This is a genomic window from Agromyces soli, assembly GCF_022811605.1.
Classification (GTDB): domain Bacteria; phylum Actinomycetota; class Actinomycetes; order Actinomycetales; family Microbacteriaceae; genus Agromyces; species Agromyces soli.
Map to the genome: position 1 here is coordinate 3228537 of NZ_CP094533.1, position 16828 is coordinate 3245364.

18 protein-coding genes and 1 tRNA gene are annotated in these 16828 nt (G+C 68.9%); 4 read left to right on the forward strand and 15 right to left on the reverse strand.

The features are described 5' to 3' along the window. Positions 1-29: 29 nt before the first annotated feature. From MTP13_RS15500 to MTP13_RS15510, 3 genes are all read right to left on the reverse strand, one after another. A complete protein-coding gene (locus MTP13_RS15500) occupies positions 30-683 on the reverse strand; it encodes a cyclase family protein (RefSeq protein WP_243568575.1) in 654 nt (217 codons plus the stop codon). Then, positions 680-2056, reverse strand: a complete 1377-nt coding sequence (locus MTP13_RS15505) for a purine-cytosine permease family protein (RefSeq protein WP_341680640.1) — start codon at positions 2054-2056, stop codon at positions 680-682. The genes MTP13_RS15500 and MTP13_RS15505 overlap by 4 nt, the downstream gene beginning before the upstream one ends. A 255-nt stretch (positions 2057-2311) precedes the next feature. Next, the gene (locus tag MTP13_RS15510; RefSeq protein ID WP_243570863.1) at positions 2312-2890 is read right to left on the reverse strand and encodes a helix-turn-helix domain-containing protein; all 579 of its coding nucleotides are present in this window, start codon (positions 2888-2890) and stop codon (positions 2312-2314) included. 856 nt (positions 2891-3746) lie between these two features. On the opposite strand from MTP13_RS15510, the gene MTP13_RS15515 reads away from it, so the two are divergent. After that, the gene (locus MTP13_RS15515; RefSeq protein WP_243568577.1) at positions 3747-4970 is read left to right on the forward strand and encodes an AAA family ATPase; all 1224 of its coding nucleotides are present in this window, start codon (positions 3747-3749) and stop codon (positions 4968-4970) included. After that, the gene (locus tag MTP13_RS15520) at positions 4960-6354 is read left to right on the forward strand and encodes a DUF6414 family protein (RefSeq protein WP_243568578.1); all 1395 of its coding nucleotides are present in this window, start codon (positions 4960-4962) and stop codon (positions 6352-6354) included. The genes MTP13_RS15515 and MTP13_RS15520 overlap by 11 nt, the downstream gene beginning before the upstream one ends. A 282-nt stretch (positions 6355-6636) precedes the next feature. Here the strand turns inward: MTP13_RS15520 and MTP13_RS15525 are convergent, their stop codons facing one another. The 6 genes from MTP13_RS15525 to MTP13_RS15550 all read right to left on the reverse strand — a co-directional run bounded on the left by MTP13_RS15525 (position 6637) and on the right by MTP13_RS15550 (position 9554). Then, positions 6637-6999, reverse strand: a complete 363-nt coding sequence (locus MTP13_RS15525; RefSeq protein ID WP_243568579.1) for a tyrosine-type recombinase/integrase — start codon at positions 6997-6999, stop codon at positions 6637-6639. Next, entirely contained in the window at positions 6966-7823 is an 858-nt protein-coding gene (locus MTP13_RS15530) for a tyrosine-type recombinase/integrase (RefSeq protein WP_243568580.1), read from the reverse strand. Before MTP13_RS15530 ends, MTP13_RS15525 begins: the two co-directional genes overlap by 34 nt. Before the next feature lie 46 nt (positions 7824-7869). Then, positions 7870-8058 (reverse strand): helix-turn-helix domain-containing protein, encoded by a 189-nt coding sequence (locus MTP13_RS15535; RefSeq protein WP_243568581.1) that lies wholly within the window; start codon positions 8056-8058, stop codon positions 7870-7872. 182 nt (positions 8059-8240) lie between these two features. Next, positions 8241-8314 (reverse strand) — tRNA-Pro (locus tag MTP13_RS15540). Positions 8315-8421: 107 nt separating this feature from the next. After that, positions 8422-9111 (reverse strand): hypothetical protein, encoded by a 690-nt coding sequence (locus tag MTP13_RS15545; protein ID WP_243568582.1) that lies wholly within the window; start codon positions 9109-9111, stop codon positions 8422-8424. Continuing rightward, a complete protein-coding gene (locus tag MTP13_RS15550; protein ID WP_243568583.1) occupies positions 9108-9554 on the reverse strand; it encodes a MarR family winged helix-turn-helix transcriptional regulator in 447 nt (148 codons plus the stop codon). Before MTP13_RS15550 ends, MTP13_RS15545 begins: the two co-directional genes overlap by 4 nt. Before the next feature lie 73 nt (positions 9555-9627). On the opposite strand from MTP13_RS15550, the gene MTP13_RS15555 reads away from it, so the two are divergent. Next, a complete protein-coding gene (locus MTP13_RS15555) occupies positions 9628-10239 on the forward strand; it encodes a GNAT family N-acetyltransferase (RefSeq protein ID WP_243568584.1) in 612 nt (203 codons plus the stop codon). A gap of 21 nt (positions 10240-10260) precedes the next feature. Here MTP13_RS15555 and MTP13_RS15560 read toward each other — a convergent pair whose 3' ends face one another. The 4 genes from MTP13_RS15560 to MTP13_RS15575 all read right to left on the reverse strand — a co-directional run bounded on the left by MTP13_RS15560 (position 10261) and on the right by MTP13_RS15575 (position 14057). Further along, complete coding sequence (locus tag MTP13_RS15560) at positions 10261-10497, reverse strand: DUF167 domain-containing protein (protein WP_243568585.1); 237 nt, start codon at positions 10495-10497, stop codon at positions 10261-10263. A gap of 41 nt (positions 10498-10538) precedes the next feature. After that, positions 10539-12050 (reverse strand): ribosome biogenesis GTPase Der, encoded by a 1512-nt coding sequence (gene der, locus MTP13_RS15565; RefSeq protein ID WP_243568586.1) that lies wholly within the window; start codon positions 12048-12050, stop codon positions 10539-10541. A gap of 127 nt (positions 12051-12177) precedes the next feature. Beyond that, positions 12178-12867 (reverse strand): response regulator transcription factor, encoded by a 690-nt coding sequence (locus tag MTP13_RS15570; protein ID WP_243568587.1) that lies wholly within the window; start codon positions 12865-12867, stop codon positions 12178-12180. Next, positions 12864-14057: a sensor histidine kinase gene (locus MTP13_RS15575; RefSeq protein ID WP_243568588.1), complete on the reverse strand. Its 1194-nt coding sequence runs from the start codon at positions 14055-14057 to the stop codon at positions 12864-12866. The genes MTP13_RS15570 and MTP13_RS15575 overlap by 4 nt, the downstream gene beginning before the upstream one ends. 118 nt (positions 14058-14175) lie before the next feature. Here MTP13_RS15575 and MTP13_RS15580 point away from each other — a divergent pair, with 118 nt between their 5' ends. Further along, positions 14176-15024 (forward strand): GAP family protein, encoded by an 849-nt coding sequence (locus MTP13_RS15580; RefSeq protein WP_243568589.1) that lies wholly within the window; start codon positions 14176-14178, stop codon positions 15022-15024. On the opposite strand, the gene cmk is transcribed toward MTP13_RS15580, so the two are convergent. Both cmk and MTP13_RS15590 read right to left on the reverse strand, forming a co-directional pair. Further along, on the reverse strand, positions 15021-15692 hold the full coding sequence (gene cmk / locus MTP13_RS15585; RefSeq protein ID WP_243568590.1) for a (d)CMP kinase: 672 nt from the start codon (positions 15690-15692) through the stop codon (positions 15021-15023). The genes MTP13_RS15580 and cmk overlap by 4 nt on opposite strands. Before the next feature lie 52 nt (positions 15693-15744). Beyond that, entirely contained in the window at positions 15745-16827 is a 1083-nt protein-coding gene (locus MTP13_RS15590) for a prephenate dehydrogenase (protein ID WP_243568591.1), read from the reverse strand. Position 16828: the final 1 nt, after the last annotated feature.

A 16828-nucleotide genomic window follows, 5' to 3' on the forward strand; every position in this document is an offset into this window, starting at 1 on the left:
CTCATCCCCGTGGGCCCAGAGGTCGCGCGTCAGCCCGCGTCGCGGGCGATGATGCGCGCGGGCGCTCCGTCGGCGTCGATCGGGAGCGGAACGATCTCGACCTCGAGGTGCCGCGGGAGGCCCTCGAGGTTGCAGAGGTTCTCGACGATCGCGCCATCGGCGCCGAGGACGAGATCGTGGACGGGGAAGTGCGTTCCGCCGTCCTCCGTCAGGTCCGGGCTGAAGGTGTCGACGCAGAGCACCCGCATCCCGCGCGCGAGGAGTGCTCGCGCAGCATCAGGCGTCAGGCCCGGGTGCCGGAATGCGGCGTCGGTGCCGTAGTGCTGGGCCCAGCCCGTCTCGATGACGACGATCGCCGGAAGCACGGCGGGCAGTGGAGCTCCGAGGGCCCGCTCGATGCCCGCGACCGTGATCTCCGCCCGCGGTGCGAGCCCGGGCATGCGGACGAGCAGCGCTGGACCGCGCAGTTCCTCGAGTGAGATCTGCGCGACGGTCCGACCGCCGCGGACGCTGTGCGATGGGGCATCGAGGTGGGTGCCCGAGTGGGTGCTGAGCGTCAGCGACGTCACTTCGACCCCCTCGGTCTCGATGCGCGCGGTCGTGGCGAACTCGACCGCGGGGTCGCCCGGGTAGACCGGCATCCCCGCTCGGATGACGTGGCTGAGGTCGCGCATGCCCGTCATCGTCCCACCTCCGTCTCCAGCGCCGCATCGCGCTCGGCCGCCGCGTCGGCGAGGTGCTCGTAGGGCTCGGGCGCCGTGCGTCGACGCTCGGGCAGCATCGCGATGAGATACAGGAAGAACGTGAGCACGAACGCCGGGATCGTGGCGCCGGTGGGGCTGTGCCAGACGTACGCGAGCAGGTACGACACCGCGGCGCCGATCGCCCAGACCACGATTGCGATCCAGTTGACGCCGCGCGTGTACCAGTAGCGGCCGCCTTCGGCTCGGAGCATGTCCGTCGTGTAGTTGCGTCGCTTGATGATGAAGTAGTCGACGATCATGATCGCGAAGACCGGAACGAAGAACGCGCCGATCATGGTCAAGAACGTGGTGAACTGCCCCAGCAGTCCGAGCCAGGTCGAGCCGGCGATGGAGATCGCGCCGAGCACGAGGACGGCGGGCAGGAACCGGATCCTCCCCCGCGGGGCGGCATTGATCGCCGAGGTCGTGATCCCGTACAGCGCGACCACATTGGTCGCCATGACCGAGACGAAGATGACCACGGCGAGCGGGATGCCGAACGCGGCCACGATCGGCGCGGGGTCGAACGGGATGGCGTCCGCGCCGGTGAGCAGCAGGTACCCGGTCGCCGTCGCGCCGAGCATCATCGCGATGATGGTGGAGATGGTGTATCCGACGCCGGAGCCGACGACGCTGGCGCGCCCATTCCGTGCGTGCCTATTGATGTCGGCCGCGAGCACCGTCCACGCGATCGCGGTGGCGATGACGATGTCGAGGACGATCGCCGGGGTGAAGCCGAGGTCGAGGTCGACGGGGATCGCCTGGTAGTCCGCGGGAGTGAACTCGGTGAACGCGGTGGTGAAGATCCACGCCGCGAAGCCGAGCATCACGGCGGCGAGCCACGGCTCGATCCGGGCGATGCCCTCGTGCCCGAAGATCGCGAGGATCACGGCGAGGGTCTGGCTGAGCGCCGAGAAGAGCACCGGGTTCGAGTACCCCGTGTAGGTCGCCACGATGTAGTCGACCGTGATGCCGGCGAGCATCGCCTGCACCCAGACCCAGCCCATCAGCGAGAAGACGTTGGCGAGCGAGGGGAGCAGGCTGCCGCGGATGCCGAACGCGCCACGAGTGAGCGCCATGGTCGGAAGACCGGTTCGAGTTCCGATGTAGCCCACGAGCACGAGGACGACGGCACCGACGATCGTGCCGATGACGATCAGCGTCGTCGCCGAGGCGAAGTCGATGGCGGGGATGAAGAACGTTCCGGTCAGCAGGGTCGTCACGACGAAGTTCGCGGCGAGCCAGATGAGTCCGATCCGCGCGAGCGACAGGGTGCCGCGCACCGGGCCGGCCTGGTCGGATTGCGTCTCCAACTGCGAGTTGAGACGAGAAAAGAGCGACATTGCTCCTCCGGGGGTGAGGTGTGGCGAATGGGAGCACGCTGGAGTGCAGCGTCGTGGTGAGCACACCTCGTGGTCTAGGTGCTTAACAAGCAACAGATGTTTTTCATACTGCAACTTGCGATGAAGGTAATCCCTCGCGCCCTCGGCTGTCAAGATCGAATCCCGGTACGCCGAACCGCGCCGCCCCGCTGAACGCGGAGGCGGCGAGGAACGTCAGTCCACGGGTCAGGTGCTCCAGATGGCGGGGACGAGCACCCAGATCACTTCTGCCTCGTCGCCGATGACGCTCCAGTTGTGCGGCTCATGTCCGTTGAAGGTCAGGGTGTCGCCCGGTCCGAGTTCCCACGCCTGCTCGGCGGTGAACTCCACGCGGACGCGGCCCCGAAGCACGTGCAGGACGTCGACATCGGCGGCCACCGCATACAGGTCGGTCGCGCCTCGCCCTTCCGATGAGATGACGGACCGCAGCATCTGGACGCGCGCCTCTTCACGAGGGGTCACCAGACGCTCCTCGGTGTCGATCCCGCCGAGATTGACGCGAGGCCCGGTGCCGGCCGCCACGAACTTGACCTCCGGCTCGGTGAACAGCGAGCCCACCGAGATCGACAGTACCTCGCACAGCGAGACGAGCGTGCTCACGCTCGGCGAGACGATGTCGCGTTCGATTCGAGAGAGGAACCCCTTGGTGAGCCCGGCGACGCGGGCGACCTCTTCGATCGTCAGCCCCCGTTCGATCCTCGCCTCGCGCACGCGCGGCCCGATGGAGATCGATCGACCCGACGGCTCGAGCGGCATTGGACGCATATCGCCACGGTACCGTGCTCGAGCGGAACACGGCCCTCGCCGGGCGAGCACGGGGCCGAGTCCCCTGCTCGGATCGCCCTCGGCCCGCTTCGAGATCGTGCACCTGGTCGCCGGATGTCAGGTCGAACCTCGCCAACGAAAAAACCGCGGAGACTCTTGAGTCTCCGCTGCTTTCTGGTCGGGCTGACAGGATTTGAACCTGCGACCGCTTGGAGGATCCGGTCGATTTCCGATCTCCGCCGATCGTCTCGGGAACTCGCGGATTCCCTTGTGCTACTGGGAACCGAGCGGTTCGCTTGGCACGAGCGTAGTCGGTTGGTGGCGGGTCGTGGCGGGTGATTTAGGTGGGTTGCTGATGAGTCGGGCTTCGGACTCGCGCCAAGGACAGGTGACGGGTTCGAGCGGGATCCGGATGGAGTGGCGAATCACTGAGAATCCATGTGTTTTTGCGGTTCTCATGGGGACATTCCGTGGAGGACCACCGGCTTGAGACGGCCCTTCGGAAGCTCTCTTGTCACCAACGTGGTCAGCGCGCGCTATGTCAAGCTGCGTGGATTCGTTCAGGTTCGGGAGGTTGACAGACGGCTCAGCGCGTTCGGAAGCCTCGACCCGGCGAAGCGTTGGCGGTCGTGCGCACAGGGAGCGCCGATTGCGCAAAGCATCGGGCGGGGTATACGCACGCTAGAAGCTACGCACGCCTCGTTTCGTCCGCGCAATGACAGCCCCGACCTCGCGAGCGCTCCCGCCCCGATCGCGGCCTCGAACTACCGACACGTGGCGCTGGCCTACTAGCCAGCCATGTCGCCGTAACCCAGTAGCCTGAGAGCACAACCGACGTCATCAACGGAGGAAGTGAGTGACAGACGCCGAGTACGCAAGCCGCGACGACGGCCAGTTCATCAAGGTCATTGACGTCATCGAGGACGGATACGTCTTCTTTGGGAGGCTCACCAATGGGGGCAGTGCGCGGTTCTCGTTGCCCGAACCAGTGGGGCTCTCTCGTGGCGACATCATCTTCACCACAGAGGGGCGATGGTACCCGGCACCTGACACCGTCTGGCCGGAGGACGGCTCGGTCGGTGTGATCCGAAAGTTGCTTGATGACGGTGTCGCACTCGAAGGTGGCGCTGTAATACGTGTGTTGAAGGGCAAGCCATCAGTCGAGGTCGCCGTGGGGAACACCGTCGAATACAACGATATTGACGGCATAGTAAGGGTGATTTCGGACACGCCTCTTCGCTATCGAGATGCTGGCGTAGACGACGACTTACACGAGTATGTCATCGACCCTTCGGAGAATGGGCTCTCCTTCGATTCATTCGGCGGATACGAGGACGTCGTCTCGCGAGCGAAGGAGCTCATCGAGACACAGCTCGACCGCGCCGAAGAATTGAAGGCGATTGGCGCCAAGCCCGTGAAGGGCGTTATCTTCACGGGGGCGCCCGGCACAGGGAAGACGCACCTCGCCCGCATCATCGCTCAGGTGTCTCGCGCGAAGTTCTACTTGGTGAGCGGTCCCTCAATCGTCAGCAAGTGGGTCGGCGACAGCGAAGAGACACTACGTCGACTGTTCGAAGAGGCGGCCAAGCAAGAGCGCGCCATCATCTTCTTCGACGAGATCGATAGCATCGCCGGCCGCCGTACAAACGACTCCAACGGAGAGTCCAAGCGCGTCGTGGCGCAGCTACTGACCCTGCTCGATGGATTCGAAGCAGAGAGCAACGTCATCGTGATCGCCGCGACCAACCGAGTCGAGGACATCGATGAGGCGTTGTTGCGACCAGGCCGATTCGACTGGGAGATTGACTTCCCCCTTCCCACCGTCGAAGACCGCTACAAGATCCTCCAAGTGCGCGCCGCGCGGCTGACAACGGTAGATCCGCTGCCGCTCGAGGACCTCGCAAAGCTGACCGATGGCTGGTCTGGCGCAATGTTGACGGCTATCTGGACTGAGGCTGCCCTAGTCGCGGCAGGCGATGGGCGCAAGGCAATTGCCGATGAGGACCTCGCACTCGCATTTGAGCGCGTGCGCACAAGGCCAACCCGCGTGCGGGCGGAAGGAAGTGATCGTGTCACGTAGGTCGTGGATTCGGCATCCGCTGACTTCGTTCAAGGCATGGCGGTCTGACAGGCGCCTGCACGAGGCCGCCAACGAGACAAAGAACCGCCGACCGCTGCGCGAGTTCGTCTATCTCGATGCGGTCAGCCTTCACAGCCTCCTGGTATCGCAGAACGCAACCATCCCGCATGAGGTGTCTCAGGCGATCTCTCGAGCTGACGAGGCAGAGCTGAGTGGATCGGTTGGCACGAAACTAGGCTCTGAACTAGTAGGTGGAACTGCTCAACTGGACTCATCCACCCGCTATCAGACGAGCAATAGCAACAGCACGCAGAGCTCACGTAAGGCCGTCATTCAGACGCTGTTCAAAGAGCTGAGAGAGCTGCCGCTGGACTTTAAGCTCTCCGAGGATGGGGACCCGCCAACCCGCATCAACGACGTCCCGTCCATCGCCACAATCAACAACCCTCGTGCAGTAGAGGCCGGCTATTCCTTCATGCGGGGTACGTTGATCGAGGTCGACGTGACGCTTGCGGTCGACCCGGTCTTCAAGCTCGGATCGATGATGACAGAGTGGTCTGCCATGGCCGACGAGTTCCCAGCCATGTTTGGCTCGGGTGGCCTCCTAGGGTTTCTTCGCGACAGCGAGCCGATCATGAGGGTGCTCGACCGTTTCCTTGCGGGCCTCATCCCGATCAAGGCGACGGCGACGAATCACGTCGTTGTCGAGGTTGAGGGGTGCGAGTACATCGTGCACAAGACTTCGATCGAGGGGCTCGAAGTGGACACGCATCCACTACACATCGCGGGAGTTACCGAGCACATCGGCTATTGGAAAGACATTCGTCGCGTCCTCTTCTCCGGAGCACGATTCACTATCTTGGCTCGCGTTGCTCGAGACAACATCCAGAACTCCTGGACGCCCGTGAAGCTAGCGGACCTCTTCAGCGAGGTCGCCCCGGGCTTCGTCGACCAGATAAACGCGATCCGCTCGCCCACAGCGTCCGATTCGGCAACAGGCTCCCAACTGGGGCAGCAGATCGCGTTCGACAAAGCGCTCGAGGCATACAAGACCGCGTTGCTACCCGAAGACGCAGACTGGAAGGACGACGATCAGGTAGCCCTCGCCAGGCTCAAGTCGAAGTTCGTAGGCGGCGCGACGGACGCGTCGATGCAGCGCAGAGCATTCGACGAGATCCGCGATCTGATTGTGGCGCGCTTCGAAATAGTTGCTCCAAAGCCAAAGCGCGATTTGAAAGTCCGGCAAGAGTGTCGCGCAAGTGCTGGACTGGAGCTGTTCCCCTCATTCGCGATCGACACTACGAGCCGGTCAGGATCGAATCCTCCGCCCATTCGACCGGTTGAACGGCTTCTCGATACGGAGATCATCGCAATCTATTGGTGATGAGACAGCCGGGCTTCGAATCACGCCTTCGAGGCCCATGGCTTGTTGTCGGTACGGACATCGATGACCACCATCGGCTCCTCGCCGGCGAGCTTCAACTCACCGATGATGCGATCCACCTTTGCTCGTCTTCTGAGAGACACCGAGCCGCGCCGGATTCCATAACCTATCCGTCTTTCAAACACAGCGCGTCAAGCCCGACTCACGCGCATAGAGGGCGCCACCTCCAGCCGACGGGGATCGCCACAGGCAGCCCGCACCTGTGGCGATCCCGTCGCTCGATCACCGAGCACTAGTCCTTCGAGAACGCCCGCTCCAGCATCTCGCGGTGACCGGGTTCACCATCTCGCTGCGGCAAATATAGTGCTGGATCGTGATTCTCGGGCCCGTGTAGCCGAGTAGTTCGGCAGCGAGTTCGACGCCGGCCTGTTCATTGATCGCGGTCGCGACGGTGCGGCGGAACATGTGCGGGGTCACCCCGGTGATTCCCGCAAGGTCCAGCACGTGCCGAAGCTGACGGCGCACGTTGTTCGTGGTCAGCGGAGTTCCCTCGCGGCTGCAGAACAACAGGGCGTCGAGCGAGGATTTTTCCAGGCGTGTCAGGCGCCGCCTCACAGCTTCTGCGGTGAACGACGGGATCGACACGTCCTCCGCGACTTGGCTGTCTTCGGGTGGTCCTGCTGCGTGGTCGCCTCGCCGCGGTGGCTGACGCTCGTGCCGGTGATCCGGATGGACGGAGTCGGGCTGGTGACGTCGATGTCGCGGCAACGGATGGCGAGGACCTCGCCGATGCGGGCGGAGGTTCCGAGCATGGCCTCGACGATCGCGCCGAGCTGTCCGTCGGGCTTCGGTCCGGAGATCGAGCGCCCGGCCTCCCAGAACGCGATCGCCGTGCGGATCGCATTCACCTCCGCAGGCGTCAGCGCATTCGGCGTCGACGCCGGACAGTGTAGCCGCGAGACGTGGTCCATAGGGTTCCGCGGCAGCACCTCATGCCTGACGGCGAGACCGAGCGCGAGCCGGAGCACGACGCGGGCCTGCTTGGCACGGTTGTAACTCTGCTTCGCGAGTTGCTTGAGGAAGTGGTCGCAGCGGGCGACACCGATCTCCCGCAGGGTCAGGTTCCCGAAGGCGGGCATGACGAGGGTCTGAATGTTTCGCTCATACAGCTGCAGGGTGCGCTTCGACAGGCGGTTTTCGAGTGCGAAGTCTTCGAGCCAGTACGCGACCAGGTCGGGGAACGGGCTGTCCGGGGTGAGCGCCGAGGACGACGGCTGGAAGAGGATCCGGTCGGCGAGCTTAGCCTTCAGCGCACGCTCGGCGGACTTCCGTGTGTCCCCGGTTGCTTGGACGAGCCGAGTCTTGCCATCCCAGTCGCGGTAGCGGGCACGCGCGACGACGCGTCCATTCGGGCTCGTGAGGAAGCCGACGTCGCCGAAGGTACCGATGGTCAGGCGTTGCCAGCTCATCGCGTCACTTCTGGCCCGCGGCAGGTGCGTCGCGCTGCTGCTCGATTCAGATCCGCACGTCCGAGAGCGCGAACTCCAGATGCTTCCTGAAGCGATACGCTCGCGGACCTAGGCCACGGGTGCGCCAGTCGTAGACGGTGGAGACGGGCACGCCCAGGTACGCGGCGAGCTCGCCGACGTCGAGCAGCGGCTCCAGGGCCCAGGAGTTGTCGGTCGGGCTGTGTTCGGTGTCCATATCGAACAGGTGCGACTCGCTCCCACCCACGGATCGGGAGCAACCGGCACGGTCGCTCCCCTACCGGAGCGCGGCGGCCCACAAGGGCCGCGAGGGCGTCAGAGTGATGGGTTTTCGATGACCGAACCACATCCACCTACAGAAAAAGTCCCGGAAACCCTTGAGTTTCCGGGACCTTTCGGTCGGGCTGACAGGATTTGAACCTGCGACCCCTTGACCCCCAGTCAAGTGCGCTACCAAGCTGCGCCACAGCCCGATGCTCCGGCGATTCCGCCGAGGCAACTTGACCATCATAGCGGGTTCCGGAGGCCCCTTCGTGCACACCCGGCGGAGGCATCCGGCGTGAGCGCGAACCGGCGCGACTCAGTCGCGCCGCACCGCCGGCTCCCCCACGAGGAACGGCCGCGCCGCGTCCAGCACCGCTCGCGGATCGTCGGCCCAGAACCGTACCACCTCGACCTCGTGGGCGCCGCCGCGCGGTGCGGGCCCCGGGAGCCGCACCGTCGTGGGCCGTTCGAGCACGAGCTCCAGGTTGGTCTCGTCCTGCTGCCGCACCGCGAGCACGCCGTCGGCCACACGCGGCGACTTCGGTTCGTCGACGTGCTTCGTGATCGCGACGGAGGCGATGTCGTCCCAGCCGAGGGCTACGTCGAGCTCGAGCCCCTGCCGCACCCGGATCCCCTCCAGGCCGACGGTGTGCGGGCGCGTCAGCATCGCGCAGAGCAGCCCGAGCATCCACGTCACGCCCCAGACGCCGAGCACGAGCATCGCGATGCGCACGGGCGGCCAGCGGTGCACGATCAGGTCGATGATCGGGATCTCGACGGCCGAGAGCACGATGAAGATCCAGAGCACCGTCAGCACGGGCTTGTGGTAGCCGACGCCGACCGCACCGGGCGCGATCGCCGGGCGTCGCGCAAGGAAGCGCCAGAGGCTCTCGTACACCCGCAGCTCCAGCATGAGCGCGCGCTTCAGCACGCCGCCAGTGCGAGCCAGGATCGAGGAACGGTTCGACGGGGCGGTGATTCGCTCGCCGGCCTCCGACCCGCTCACGACTCCGCCTCCCGCGCCTCGGCGACGAGCACGGCCAGGCGGTCGGCGATCGCCGCGACGCCGCGCTCCACCGCGGCCCGCTCCCCCGGATCGACGGCGTCGAGCAGCGTCGCCGACAGTGCGGCGTGGTCGCGCTGCATCTGCGCCATCGTCTGCTCGGCCGTCGCACTGAGCTCGACGAGCACCGCCCGACGGTCGTTCGGGTGCGGTGCGCGGTGGACGTGGCCGGATGCCTCGAGCGCATCCACGAGCCCGGTGACGTTCCTCGGGCTGACTTCGAGCGCCGACGCGAGCGCCTGCTGCGTCATCGGCCCGCTGTGCTGGAGCACCCAGAGCACGCGCACGCGGGCGCTGGTGAGGCCGGTGCCGGCGAACGCTCGGGCCATGTCGTGCTGGAAGAGCTCGCCGATCTGCAGCAGCCGGTCGAGGATCGTGACGTTCATACCATGAAGGTACTACATCATTACCTGACTTCACGATATCCGCGCCGTCGGACCCACCCGCTAGCGTGACGGCATGGCCACCGTGATTCCGACGACGCATCCGAGCCTCACCGTCATCCCCGCCGACGAGGCGCCCTTCGCCGACGTCGAGGCGGTGTTCGGCACCAAGGGCGACCCCGCCACCTGCTGGTGCCAGTGGTACAAGATCCCCGGCCGGGACTGGCGCGAGGTCGGCACCGAGACGCTGCACGACCGACTCGAAGCCCAGCTCGCCGACGACGGCCCCGGGCCCGGCCTGCTCGCCTACGACGGCGAGACCCCCGTCGGCTGGTGCGCGGTCGAGCCGCGACCGGCGCTCTCCCGTGTCGCGCGAAGCACGCTCGTCCGCAACGGCACGGCGCAGCCGGAGCTCGCCGACGAGAGCGTGTGGGCCGTGAGCTGCTTCGTGGTCCCCCGTGCGCACCGCCGTCGCGGAGTCGGGGCCGCCCTCGCCGAGGCGGCCGTCGCGTACGCGCGCGAGCACGGCGCCCGGGTGCTGGAGGCGTACGCCGTCGACCCGAGCGCGAAGAGCACGGTGTCGGCCGCCGAGCTCTTCCACGGCACGGTGTCGATGTTCGCGGGGGCCGGCTTCGCCGAGGTGGGCCGCCCCTCGCCGAGCCGCGCGGTCATGCAGCTCGAGTTCTGAACCCCTGCGGCATCCGCACGGTCAGCGCTCCTCGATCCGCACCCGTTTGATGCGCGACGTCTCGCCGCGCACGATCACGACATCGCGCCGCGGCACGCCGAAGTGCGCGGCGAGCGCCTGGATCACGCCGGCGTTCGCCGCGCCGTCCACCGCCCGCTCGCGCACGAACACCGTGAGCGCCGCCGCCGGATCCTCCGGCGACGGCTCCACGAGCGGACCCTTGCGGCTGCCCGGCTTCACCCGAACCGTGAGTTCCATCGGCGAGACGACGCAGCAGCGACCGCGAGCAGCGCTGCGGCTCAGCGCCGCTGGCGCTTCTCCCGCACCCGCATGTTCACGACGATCGGGCTGCCCTCGAAGCCGTAGATCTCGCGCAGGCGCCGCTGGATGAACCGGCGGTAGCCCGGGTCGAGGAAGCCGGTCGTGAACAGCACGAAGGTCGGCGGCCGGGTCGAGACCTGGGTACCGAACAGGATGCGCGGCTGCTTGCCGCCGCGCACCGGGTGCGGGTGCTCCTGCGTGAGCTCGGTGAGGAAGGCGTTGAACTTGCCCGTCGGAATACGGGTGTCCCACGACTCGAGCGCGGTCTCGAGGGCGGGCACGAGCTTCTCGAGGTGGCGGCCGGTGCGCGCCGAGATGTTGACGCGGGGCGCCCACGCGACGTGGTGCAGGTCCTGCTCGATCTCGCGCTCGAGGTAGCGGCGGCGGTCGTCGTCGAGCAGGTCCCACTTGTTGTAGGCGAGCACGAGCGCGCGGCCCGATTCGAGCACGAGGTCGATGATGCGCACGTCCTGCTCCGAGATTGGCTGCGAGACGTCGAGCACGACGATCGCGACCTCCGCCTTCTCGAGCGCGGCCTGGGTGCGGAGCGAGGCGTAGAAGTCGGCGCCCTGCTGCAGGTGCACGCGACGGCGGATCCCGGCGGTGTCGACGAAGCGCCACACCTTGCCGGCGAGCTCGATCTGCTCGTCGACCGGGTCGCGCGTGGTGCCGGCGAGCTCGTTGACGACGACGCGCTCCTCGCGCGCGGTCTTGTTCAGCAGGCTCGACTTGCCGACGTTCGGGCGGCCGACGATCGCCACGCGGCGGGGGCCGCCGATCTCCTGCTTCGCGACGGCCGAGACCTCGGGCAGCACCTTGAAGACCGACTCGAGGAGGTCGGCGACGCCGCGGCCGTGCAGGGCGGAGACGGGGTGCGGTTCGCCGAGGCCGAGGTTCCACAGCGCGGCGGCCTCGGGCTCCTGGCGGGCGTCGTCCACCTTGTTCGCCACGAGGAAGACGGGCTTCTTCGTCTTGCGCAGCAGGCGCACGACGTGCTCGTCGGTCGAGGTGGCGCCGACGGTCGCGTCGACGACGAAGAGCACCACGTCGCTGAGGTCGATCGCGACCTCCGCCTGTGCGGCGACGGAGGCGTCGATGCCCTTGGCGTCGGGCTCCCACCCGCCGGTGTCGACGAGGGTGAAGCGGCGGTCGAGCCACTCGCCCTTGTACGAGACGCGGTCGCGGGTGACGCCGGGGGTGTCCTCGACGACGGCCTCGCGGCGGCCGAGGATACGGTTCACGAGCGCCGACTTGCCGACGTTCGGGCGGCCGACGATGGCGATGACCGGCAGCGCCGGGAGGTAGTGGACGCCGTCCTCACCCTCCTCGGAGAGCTCGAGCAGGTCGAGGTCCTCCTCGTCGAGCTCGTAGTCGTCGAGGCCGCTGCGAAGCGCGGCGGCCCGCTGCTCGGCAAGGTCGTCGTCGACGTCGGCGAGGCGCTCGGCGAGGTCGTCGTCGTGGGCCTCGAACTCGTCGTCGTGGTCGCTCATGGGGTCTCCTGGAAACGTCGTGGGCGCGATCGCGCGCCCTCTAGTCTGCCGTACCCGAGCTGGGAAGGCCGGATGCCCCGTCGGAACGACCGTCGGAGGCCGTCCGCGGGGCGTCGCCGAACGGGTCTCAGCGGCCGGCGTCGAGCCCGCGCGCGATGGCGACGGCGTGGCTCCGGCTGCGGGCGCCGAGCTTCGCGAGCACGTTCGAGACATGGGTCTTCACGGTGGGCACGGAGATGCCGAGTGCCTCGGCGAGCTCGGCGTTGGAACGGCCGAGCGCCATGCCGTCGAGCACGTCGCGCTCCCGGCCGGTCAGGCCGGCGGCGTCGGGGATGCCCCGGGCCGGCGCATCCGCGCGGCTCCGCTCGCCGCCGTCCCCCGGCCGGCCCTCCGCCCCGGCTCCGGCGAGCGCGGCGAGCGCCCGCCGGGTGACCCGCGGATCGAGCATGCCCTCCCCCGCCGCGACTCGGCGCACCGCGTCGACGAGGGTCGCGGCGTCCGCCGTCTTCAGCAGGAACCCGGCCGCGCCGGCGCGGATGGCGCCGAACACGAGCTCGTCCTCGTCGAAGCTCGTGAGCACGAGCACGTCGGCGAGCCCCTGCGCCTGGATCTCCCGAGTGGCGGCGACCCCGCCCATGCCGGGCATCCGAAGATCCATGAGCACGACGTCGGGGCGCAGCGCGGTCGCGTTGCGCACCGCGGTCTCGCCGTCCGCGGCCTCGCCGACGACGACGAGGCCGTGCGACTCGAGCATGATCCGCAGCGCCTCGCGGATCGCGCCGTGGTCGTCGACGAGGAGCACCCGTGGCGCGCTCATGCCGCGGGCTCCAGCGGGAGGGCGGCGCGCACCGACCAGCCGGCGCCCACCGGTCCGGCGTCGAAGCGCCCGCCGAGCGCGCGCACCCGCTCGGCGAGCATGGCGAGGCCGGAGCCGTTGCCCGGCAGGCTCGGTCGTTCCAGCGGGCGGCCGTCCCGCGAGTCGACTCGCACGAGCACGCCGCCCGCGTCCGTCTCGATCGAGACCGCCACGCGACCGCCTGCGGCGTGACGCACGCAGTTCGCGAGTCCTTCCTGCACGACCCGCGCGGCGAGCTGTTCGACGGGCGCGGGCAGCTCGGTCGCAGCGGCGCCGTCGAAGCGGACCTCGAGTCCCGAGCGGCGCGCCGCGTCGACGTAGTCGGCCACCCGGTCGAGCCGCGGCGGCACGACGAGCTCACCGCCGCCGGCCCGGAGCACGGTGATCATCGAACGGAGCGCCTCGTGCGCCTCGAGGCTCGAGTCGCGCACGGCCCGGAGCGCCGCCCGGTCTCCCCCGGCGTCGGGCGGGACCGAGAGCGCCGCCTCCGCGCGGATCGCCATCGCCGAGACGTGCCCGGCGACGAGGTCGTGCAGTTCTCGGGCCATCGCGTCGCGCTCGTGCTGCAGCGCGGTGTCGCGGTCGCGCTCGGCGTGCCGCACGAGTTCGGCGGCCTCGCGCCGGTGCAGCTCGGCGAGCTCGTTCGCCTGGGCCACCGCCGTCGCCCACCAGTAGTCCGTTCCGAGCAGCGCGCCGAGCTGCAGGCCGACGAGGAGGGCGATGCGCAGCTCGCCGGTCGCCGCGAGGGTGAGCACGGTGAACGCCGCCGTGACGATGCCGCAGCCGATGAGGATGCGCTGCCGGGCCGCGGGCGTCGCCCGCACCGTCACGAGCCAGAGCAGGTCGAGCAGCGCCAGGAGCGCGCCGAGGCCGCCGACGGTGAAGAGCGAGAGAACGCTGATCGTCGCGGCGACGGCGAGTCCTGTGCGAGGCATCCGCTGCTTGAGCGCCACCGCGATGAAGGCGGGGATCGAGACGACGAAGCCCCACCACGGCGAGACCGGCTCCGGCAGCACGCTGAGCGCGTCCCAGACCTGGTTCAGCCCCATGGCGGCCGCGAGCGCGCTGATCGCGGCGATGCCGACGGCGTCGACGAGCGGGCGGTGCTCGCGCACCCAGCGCAGTACCGTCCCGCCGTCGTTCCTCTGCATGCCTCCATCGAAGCATGCCCGGAGCGGGCGATCCTCCTCCGAAAGGACGAGGGGCTGCCCGGCCCGTCTCCGTCCTCCGCCCGATCCGCGTGGTCGGCGTTCGCGCGAACCTGGGCGCATGGACCTCCTGACCGATGCGCCGCTCAGCATCACCCTCGCCGTGCTCGCCCTCGTCGACGGCCTCAGCATCGGCACGCTGCTCATCCCGGTGTTCCTGCTGCTCGCCCCGCGGCTGCGCGGCGGTCGGGTGCTGCTCTACCTCGTGACGATCGCGGTGTTCTACCTCGCCGTGGGAATCCTGTTCACGCTCGGGCTCGTGAACCTCGTCGATGTGGCGCAGGGATTCCTGAGCTCGACGACGGGACTGTGGATCCGGCTCCTCCTCGGTGCGGGGCTCCTCGTCCTCGCCTTCGCGATGCCCTCGAACGAGCAGGCGAAGAAGAAGCGGGAGGCCGCGGCCGCTCAGCGCGTGGCGAGCGCGGCGAGCGGCGCGGCGCTGCCGGGATCGGCCGCTGCGACCGCGGGGAGCACGGATGCCTCGAACGCGGCGGGTGCGCCGGCCGAACCGGCCTCGGGCGGCCGGATCGCGCGTTGGCGCGACCGCCTGCTCGCCGACGGCACCTCGCCCGTCACGGTCGTGGCCGTGGCCCTCGGTGCCGGGCTCATCGAGGTCGCGACGATGCTGCCGTATCTCGTGGCGATGGGGATGCTCGCCGAGGCCGAGTTCAGCATGCCGCTCCGCTTCGGCGCACTTGCCGGCTACTGCCTGCTGATGATCGCGCCCGCGCTCGTGCTGCTCGTGCTGCGGATCGTCGCGGCGCCCCTCGTGAAGGCGCCGCTGGAGCGGCTCGCCGCCTGGCTGGAGCGCACGGCGAGCGAGAACACGGCGTGGATCCTCGGGATCGTCGGCTTCATCCTCGCCCGCGCGGCCGCCTCGGAGCTCGGGCTGTTCGAGCAGATCCTCTAGCGTTCGTCGGCCGCACGGATCACCGAGATGACGGCGTCGATCGTCTGGCCGAAGTCCAGCTCGGTCGAGTCGACGAGCGTGACCCCGTCGGCGGCGTTCAGGAAGTCGACGACCTTCGAGTCGGCCTGGTCACGGGCCCGGAGCTGCGCGCCCGTCGCCGCGGCGTCGTGGCCGGCGAGCTCGGCGGCCCGGCGCGACATCCGCACCTCCTCGCTGGCGGTGAGGAGGATGCGCACCCTCGCGTCGGGCGCGACCACCGTCGTGATGTCGCGGCCCTCGACGACGATGCCGGGGCGGGCCTCCGCCGCGATGATGGCGCGGAACAAGCCGATCAGGTGCGCGCGCACTTCGGGAACGCGGGCCACGGCGCTCACGATGCCGGAGATCCTCGGCTCGCGGATCGCCTCGGTGACGTCGTGCTCGCCGACGTGGACCCGGTAGCCGTCGGGGTCGGTGCCGATGCCGTACTCGAAGGCGTCGAGGGAGCCGATGACCGCCGCCGTGTCCTCCGGGTCGACGTCCGACTGGGCCACGTGCCAGGCGAGCGCGCGGTACGCCGCACCGGTGTCGAGGAAGCCGTAGCCGAGGCGGCGCGCGACCGCCTTCGAGACGCTCGACTTGCCGCTGCCGGCGGGACCGTCGACGGCGACGACGAGGGGGTGCTGCACGGGGATGCCTCCAGGGTTCGGGTGCGATCGGGGGTGTGGGCTGCCTGCTCGCTCAGCCGGCGATGCGCCAGCCGCGCGCGGCGAGCTCCTCGCTCAGGCGCTCGGCGGCTTCGGGCACGACCTGCACCTCGGCGAGGCCGACCTGGCGGCCCGGCGAGTGCTCGAGGCGGAGGTCTTCGAGGTTGACGCCGATCTCGCCGATCTCTGCGAGTAGGCGGGCGAGCTCGCCGGCGCGGTCGTCGACCATGACGATGACGGTCGTGAAGCGCTTGTCAGTGCCGTGCTTGCCGGGCAGTCGGGAGACGCCCGTGTTGCCCGCGGCGAGCTCCTCGGCGACGCGACGACGCGCGCCGGGCGCCTGCGGGGCTTCGAGCGCCTCGATGAAGCGGTCGAGGTCGTCGCGCACGGCGACGAGGATGTCGTGCACCGGCTCGGCGTTCGCACCGAGGATCTGCACCCAGAGGTCCGGGTCGCTCGCCGCGATGCGGGTGACGTCGCGCACCCCCTGGCCGGCCAGGCCGAGGGCGGCGTGCGGCGCGTCGATGAACCGCCGCGCCATGACGCTCGACACCACCTGGGGCACATGGGAGATGAGCGCGACGCCGCGATCGTGCTCCTCCGGGGTCATCTCGACGAGGGTCGCCCCGAGGTCGAGGATGAGGTCGTCGATCGCGCCCGCGCGCTGGTAGCTGATGGCGTCGTGGGCGGCGACCACCCAGGGGCGGCCGACGAAGAGGTCGGCGCGGGCCGAAAGGGGTCCGCCGCGTTCGCGTCCGGCGAGCGGGTGCGAGCCGATGTAGCGGGCGACGTCGGCGCCCTGCTCGACGAGCTCGGCCAGGATGCCGGCCTTCACGCTCGCGACGTCGGTGACGATGGCGTCGGGGTACGCCTCGAGCTCGGCGGCGACGACGCGGGCCGTGACGTCCGGCGGCACCGCGACGACGACGAGCTGCGGGGCGTCGCCCGCGGTGGCCGGGCGGCCGGCGCCGAGGTCGGCCGCGATCGCCACGTGCGTCGGCGAGGCGTCGTCGAGGATCACCTCGATGCCGCGCGAGCGGAGCCCCAGTGCGACGCTCGTGCCGAGCAGGCCCGCGCCGACGATCCGGACGGGGCCGGTCAGTCGTGACTCGACCACC